This window comes from Microcystis sp. M53602_WE12, from assembly GCF_030065455.1.
Taxonomy (GTDB): Bacteria; Cyanobacteriota; Cyanobacteriia; order Cyanobacteriales; family Microcystaceae; genus Microcystis; species Microcystis aeruginosa.
Window position 1 is genome coordinate 1 of record NZ_JASJFB010000424.1, and the last position, 6,346, is coordinate 6,346.

Sequence of the window (6,346 nt, forward strand, 5' to 3'; positions counted from 1 at the left end):
CCACACCCCACACCCCACACCCCACACCCCACACCCCACTTCCCCACTTCCCCACTTCCCCACTTCCCCACTTCCCCACTTCCCCACACCCTATGGCTATTTGTATTCCCGTTAATTTACCCGATCGCTCCTATAATATTCTGATCGAGAAGGGCAGTTTAGCCAATCTCGGTGCAGAAATGAGCCGGTTAAACTTAGGTAAAAAGGTTTTATTGGTTTCTAATCCCGAAATTTTTGACTATTACGGACATAAAGCCGTTAATTCCCTAGAAAAAGCGGGATTTGCCGTTTTTACTCATCTGATCCCCGCCGGCGAAAATTATAAAACCCTCGATGCGATCGCCCAAGTTTATGATAGCGCCCTCGCTCACCGGCTGGAACGTTCCTCGACTATGGTTGCCCTCGGTGGTGGTGTAATCGGGGATATGACGGGATTTGCGGCAGCCACATGGTTACGGGGCGTTAATTTTGTCCAAGTTCCCACCACCCTGTTAGCGATGGTAGATGCTTCCATCGGGGGTAAAACTGGTGTTAATCATCCCCAGGGCAAAAATCTGATCGGGGCGTTTTATCAACCGAAATTAGTGCTGATCGATCCTGACGTGCTTAAAACCCTACCCGTGCGAGAATTTCGGGCAGGAATGGCAGAAGTGATTAAATACGGTGTAATTTGGGATGCTGAGTTATTTCAACAGTTAGAAGACTCGGACAATTTAGCTAGTTTTTCTCAGATCGATGGCGAGCTATTGCAAACAATTATTACAAAGTCTTGCCAAGCTAAAGCAGATGTGGTAAGCAAAGACGAAAAAGAAGCGGGTTTGCGGGCGATCTTAAACTATGGTCACACGATCGCCCACGGCATTGAAAGTTTAACGGGATATACTAGCGTTAACCACGGGGAAGCGGTGGCCCTGGGGATGGTGGCGGCAGGAGCGATCGCTGTTAAACTGGGAATGTGGACTGCCGGGGAAAATCAACGTCAAACCGATTTAATCGAAAAAGCCGCCTTAGAAACCCATATTCCGCCTTTAAATGCCGATGAGATGGTAAATGCTCTCACTGCCGATAAAAAGGTTAAAGATGGCCAAGTTAGATTTATTTTACCAACGGCAATCGGCCAAGTCACCATTAGCGATCGAGTCACCCCCACCCTGGTGCGCGAGGTGTTATCACCAACCGAATCCAGGCAGTAAAAGCTTTTTCAATTGTTGCATCGCTTGTTGCGTAACATCCCGGTATTTTAAATCTCCCACGAGAATACGTCCCATCAGTTGACCGGCGATCGGGCGTTTAACGGCGACATTGTAGGCGATTTGGGTAAATTGATAGAATAAACCGGCTAATTTGGCCGCTAAAGCCATATCTTCCCCCCATTCTTCCCGAATTATCCGACTATAGCTCGCTAAAGCCCGATTATCTCCGGCTAAAGCTCGATTGATCGCCTCGGCTGCCTTAACTCCCGTCAAAATTGCCGGACGGATACCCTCACCGATGAGAGGATCGAGAATACCCGCCGCTTCTCCTGTAATTAGGGCATTTTGGGCGTGTAGCGGTTGATTTCCGTTCCAAAGGGCTAAAGCATACTCACTATAGCGATAATCCTCTAAATTCCAGCCCTTTTGACGGGCATAATTTAACAGTTGTTTTTTCAGATACTCGGATTTGATGCTGCCCTTAAAACAAGCACCGCTAATTGTGTAACCATTAGACTTGGGAAAAGCCCAGATATAACCATTTTTTAGGGAACCAAAATCAAAAAAAGCTTTTTGGGGTGGAATAGTCGCTTCTGCGTTAGTAATTTCGAGAGTAGCCCCGATCGCTTGGTTTTTCGCCGGTAATCCCAACCAGCGACTGGTATTACCCTTAACACCATCGGCAGCAATCAGATATTTACCTGAAAATGTTCCTTGGGATGTGGTAACTTGCCAGTGATCTTGGACGAATTTGATCTGGGTAACTTCGCTGTTATCTTGGATGGTTGCCCCGACTGCGATCGCCTGTTGACCTAAAAAATCATCGAAACGATCCCTTTGTACCATCCACATTGGTTCTAGCATATTTAACTTAGTGGTGGCGGCATCCCCCTGTTTCCAAGTAAACTCCACTTGGGTGACGGTATTCTCAATCACGGGGGTAAAATCAAAATCAAACCACTGCTTAATTGCTGGGGATACACCACCACCACAGGGTTTATAACGGGGTAATTTCGCTTTATCGAGGATCAGGATCGATCGCCCCTTTTTAGCTAGATGATAACCCGCCGTCGCTCCTGCTGGTCCCGCACCGATGATAATACAGTCAAACATTTGTACTAATTGAAGTCGTTGAACAAATTTATAGACAATTTACGCTATTTTGTCCAACTTGTGTTGAGTCTGGTGACGCTCAGAGGGGATTCTGTCATTGTTGAGCTTGCCTCTCTAGTTTCTAGCTGATTTATCCCCCCATGTCCAAGAGAGCCTAATCTCTGGCTTTTTTGACTAACTAATTGATCAATTATCTTCACCTGATCAATCGTATAATAAAAAAAACTATAACGGCTCGATTATATCATGAAAATTGTTTCTATTAAAATAAAAAACTATCGTATGTTTAAAAATATACACATAAGAGATATTCCCCCTTTTTGCGTGATTATTGGAGCTAACGGCACGGGAAAATCTACTCTATTTGATATTTTTGGGTTTCTGCGAGATGCCCTTAAAAACAACATTCGCCAAGCTTTACAAATTCGCGGCGGTTATAGAGAAATTATCACTAGAGGTCAAGAACAGGAAGATATTGAAATCGAGCTGCAATTTCGCATGAAAATCTTAGATACAGAACGTCTGGTTACTTATATACTTATAATTGGACAAAACAATAATCGTCCCGTTATCAAACGCGAAATACTTCGCTATAAACGGGGTGAACACGGTAAACCTTTTCATTTTTTAGATTTTCAACTTGGTCAAGGATATGCTATCACCAACGAAGAAGATTTTAGTAAACCGGATAAAGAACTCGATCGAGAAGAACAACAGCTAGAATCTAACGATATACTAGCAATCAAAGGATTAGGACAATTTCAACGTTTTAAAGCCGCTACAGCCTTTCGTTCTCTGATTGAAAATTGGCACGTTTCTGACTTTCATATTAGCGAAGCTAGAGGAAGTAAAGAAATATCTTATGCTGAACACTTATCCCCTACTGGCGACAATATAGCTACAGTTGCTCAATATATTTATCAACAATATCCCAAAATTTTTCAGCAAATTCTCGAAAAAATGAAACAACGAGTTCCGGGTATTTCCTCTGTGGAAGCCAAAGAAACCGAAGACGGTCGCTTGATTTTACGTTTTCAAGATCAGGCCTTTAAAGACCCTTTTATTGATCGCTATGTTTCTGACGGAACTATGAAAATGTTCGCTTATTTAATATTACTATTCGATCCCAATCCTCATCCCCTACTCTGTGTCGAAGAACCAGAAAACCAACTTTATCCTACTTTATTAAAAGAACTAGCCGAAGAATTCGCCCACTATAGTGATCGGGGGGGTCAGGTATTTGTTTCTAGCCACTCCCCCGATTTTATCAATGCGGTTCCACTAGCTAGTATTTTCTGGCTAATTAAATGCCAAGGTATCACCAAAATCCATAGGGCTGCCGATAGCGAAATCCTCAAAAACTTAGTAGCGGCAGGCGATTTACCCGGCTATCTTTGGAATCAAGGCTGGTTTGAAGGAGTAGCACCCTAATGAACTATGATATCGTATTTTTGCTAGAAGAGTCATCTATAAAAAATGTGTTAGAAGAACTTTTGCCTAAGCTTATTCCCCCAGAAATCAGCTATAAATGTATTAGTCATCAAGGTAAACAAGACCTAGCAAAATCTATTCCTAGAAAACTCAAAGCTTTCAATAAATCTAGTCCCAATACCAAACTTATTATTGTTCACGATCAGGATTCCCACGACTGTCAAAAACTCAAAAAAGACCTAGGGGAAATTTGTCAAAATGCCAGTGATGCTCAAGTCTTAATTCGGATTATTTGCCATGAATTAGAATCTTGGTTTCTGGGAGATTTAGCAGCGGTGGCCAAGGCGTATAATTTAAATAGTCTCGGTCAAAAACAAAATAAAAGTAAATACAGAGAACCGGACCTGCTTAACTCGGCCAAACAAGAATTAACAAAGCTAGTGAAAGAGTATTATGCAGGAACCCACTCTAAACAGATTGCCCCCCATCTTTCCCTAACTGAAAATAAATCCCGTAGTTTTCAAACTTTTATTCAAGGTATCAAAAATGTTGTGGAAATAATACAACACCCCAATCCGAACCCGAACTAGAATAGACCTCGACCTAATATAATTAAGTAGCTGGTTATAATTAAATTAAAAATGGATTTTAGCTTCGATCCCCCCTAGCCCCCCTTGATAAGGGGGGAAGCCGAAGGCGGGGGGATCCCCCTTGATAAGGGGGGAAGCCGAAGGCGGGGGGATCCCCCTTGATAAGGGGGGTGCCGATCCCCCCTTAGTCCCCCCTTAATTCCCCCTTAATAAGGGGGGCATCTGATCATTTTTAACGCCTACCTACTTAAAAGCTTGTAAGCTCCTAACTAGAGTTGGCTGAAAAAATCTAAAAATCTTGTTGGATAATATCTTTAGGCTTTTTTAAAATCAAAAAGTGCCGGCCCAGGGAGTGAGCGGGGGGAAGATTTAGGCATTTTTGCGCCCAAAAATATTCCCCCCGGCAGAACCGAGGGGAAAGTGGAGAAAAACTGCTAATCTAGCAGTTTAAGGCTAAGTCTTGGGATTCTTTTTTCAAGAGATTAACGAGGGTTTCGTCACCATTCTCTTGAGCGATTTGTAAACGACGTTCCAGACGAAGACGAATATTGTTCAGATGGATGCTAGAAAGGGTTTCCTCTTGGACAACAACAGGGGGTTTGACAACAGGCAACGGACAAGTGCTTGGGATGACTTGTCCGGCAAGATGAGGACGGGTGCTGTAGGCAACTCCACGATACTGACGATGCAGTTTCGGTTCTAATTGGAGCATATGGCGAGGATAATGGTGATTCCAGTCTTGACCTCGGTATTTACCCCCGATATCTCCGGTCTTCATCTCCAAGGGGAGAGAATCCCTTTCGTACTTAACTCCTCGATAGGCTAACGTCATATCACCGACTCCCTGCAATGCTTTAAATTGACTTTAATCTCTCTTGTCGTCCCTATTTAGGGACAGCAAGCTAGAAGATTTTATTTCTTATTCTGTATCTATTTTTACATTTTGTTAGGGAAATTGAAAAAACTTTATAAAAATTTAATATTTTCTAGCTGGCGATAGTATCCTTTTCTGGCTGAGTTTGGTTGCCCACCAAAGGAGCCTCTAGGGATTTGAGGATTAATTTTGGTTGCTCGTCCTCATCAATGAGACGAATTTGAATTTGCGGGCCGGAGGCGGCTAAACGAACCACCATACCATCAACGACGACGGTTTTCTCGACCGGTTTGCCATTGAGAAACGTCCCATTTGCCCCTAAATTTTCCAATTCCCAATCATCGTGGTCATTATTATGGCGGATTTCTAAGTGCCGCCTCGAAACCACAGCACTATAGAGAACTACATGATTATCCAGCGCCCTGCCGATGAGAATGGTTGATTGATCATTGTCAAACTGCCAATGTTGTAGGGGCGTGGCCTGACTGGGGTGTAAAAGAGTTAAAGTGATCACGGTGACTATTGGCGGCAAGATAGAGGCGGTGGACAGGGTAAATTTTATTTGTTGTCAAGATTCGTCCTGGCCATTAAGTCTTCAGTCCTAGCAATGAATATCTCTAGTTAATTGACTCAGCCTTTTCTTTCCATTGTCTCATACTTTCCTCTTCCCTCGGAACCGACCTCCCCCAGAAAATCTAGCCGCTTCGCCCTAGTATTAATAAAACTGATGGGGTATGATTTCCACATTTTGAGCAATTTTTAACCTCTTCAGGGATAAGATAGTGCTGGTGTCACCTAAACATTGATCTATGAGCGGCTTTATTATCAAAATAATCTTGATATCGGCTTTGATTTCCCTGGGAATTAAATATCTTGCCCCTTTATTATCGATCGCTCCCAGTCCTCTTAACACTTTAATTCTGGTTTTTACTCCTTTTCTGCTCACGGTTTTTGCCCTCTGGAGACGGACAATAACTGATTAGGAATTTTTCTCCTTACTCATCTTGACATCCTCGCCGCCGTAAACGGACGGTGATTCCCAAACCTCACGATTTAGGTTTCTGCTTCTTTCCCTTGCGGGGTTCCGCACCTGCCGCCCCAGATTTACTCTGTTCTGGTCTTATGGTCGCTCTACAGACTGACAC

Annotated in this window: 7 protein-coding genes; 4 read left to right on the forward strand and 3 right to left on the reverse strand. The window is 43.3% G+C overall.

The features are described from left to right. Positions 1-92 precede the first annotated feature (92 nt). Positions 93-1,193, forward strand: a complete 1,101-nt coding sequence (gene aroB, locus PX482_RS14285; protein WP_002756964.1) for a 3-dehydroquinate synthase — start codon at positions 93-95, stop codon at positions 1,191-1,193. Here the strand turns inward: aroB and PX482_RS14290 are convergent. Then, positions 1,170-2,306 carry a geranylgeranyl reductase family protein gene (locus PX482_RS14290; RefSeq protein WP_002756963.1) on the reverse strand — a complete coding sequence of 379 codons (1,137 nt, stop codon included), beginning with the start codon at positions 2,304-2,306 and terminating at the stop codon, positions 1,170-1,172. The genes aroB and PX482_RS14290 overlap by 24 nt on opposite strands. Positions 2,307-2,552: 246 nt before the next feature. On the opposite strand from PX482_RS14290, the gene PX482_RS14295 reads away from it, so the two are divergent. Together PX482_RS14295 and PX482_RS14300 are read left to right on the forward strand one after the other, a co-directional pair. Then, positions 2,553-3,737: an AAA family ATPase gene (locus tag PX482_RS14295; RefSeq protein WP_288093432.1), complete on the forward strand. Its 1,185-nt coding sequence runs from the start codon at positions 2,553-2,555 to the stop codon at positions 3,735-3,737. Beyond that, positions 3,737-4,327, forward strand: coding sequence for a DUF4276 family protein (locus tag PX482_RS14300; RefSeq protein WP_288093434.1), 591 nt, complete (start codon positions 3,737-3,739; stop codon positions 4,325-4,327). Before PX482_RS14295 ends, PX482_RS14300 begins: the two co-directional genes overlap by 1 nt. A gap of 439 nt (positions 4,328-4,766) precedes the next feature. Here the strand turns inward: PX482_RS14300 and PX482_RS14305 are convergent, their stop codons facing one another. Next, on the reverse strand, positions 4,767-5,159 hold the full coding sequence (locus PX482_RS14305) for a DUF4278 domain-containing protein (RefSeq protein WP_002756950.1): 393 nt from the start codon (positions 5,157-5,159) through the stop codon (positions 4,767-4,769). A 154-nt stretch (positions 5,160-5,313) separates the two neighbouring features. After that, positions 5,314-5,715, reverse strand: coding sequence for an FHA domain-containing protein (locus PX482_RS14310; protein WP_002756949.1), 402 nt, complete (start codon positions 5,713-5,715; stop codon positions 5,314-5,316). 295 nt (positions 5,716-6,010) lie between these two features. Between PX482_RS14310 and PX482_RS14315 the strand changes: the two genes are divergently transcribed. Then, positions 6,011-6,184: a hypothetical protein gene (locus tag PX482_RS14315; RefSeq protein WP_167341553.1), complete on the forward strand. Its 174-nt coding sequence runs from the start codon at positions 6,011-6,013 to the stop codon at positions 6,182-6,184. Positions 6,185-6,346 lie beyond the last annotated feature (162 nt).

Coding starts and splice junctions, on each gene's coding strand:
- PX482_RS14300 (WP_288093434.1), top strand. CDS start 3,737: ATGAACTATGATATCGTATTTTTGCTAGAAGAGTCATCTATAAAAAAT.
- PX482_RS14290 (WP_002756963.1), bottom strand. CDS start 2,306: ATGTTTGACTGTATTATCATCGGTGCGGGACCAGCAGGAGCGACGGCG.
- PX482_RS14295 (WP_288093432.1), top strand. CDS start 2,553: ATGAAAATTGTTTCTATTAAAATAAAAAACTATCGTATGTTTAAAAAT.
- PX482_RS14305 (WP_002756950.1), bottom strand. CDS start 5,159: ATGACGTTAGCCTATCGAGGAGTTAAGTACGAAAGGGATTCTCTCCCC.
- aroB (WP_002756964.1), top strand. CDS start 93: ATGGCTATTTGTATTCCCGTTAATTTACCCGATCGCTCCTATAATATT.
- PX482_RS14315 (WP_167341553.1), top strand. CDS start 6,011: ATGAGCGGCTTTATTATCAAAATAATCTTGATATCGGCTTTGATTTCC.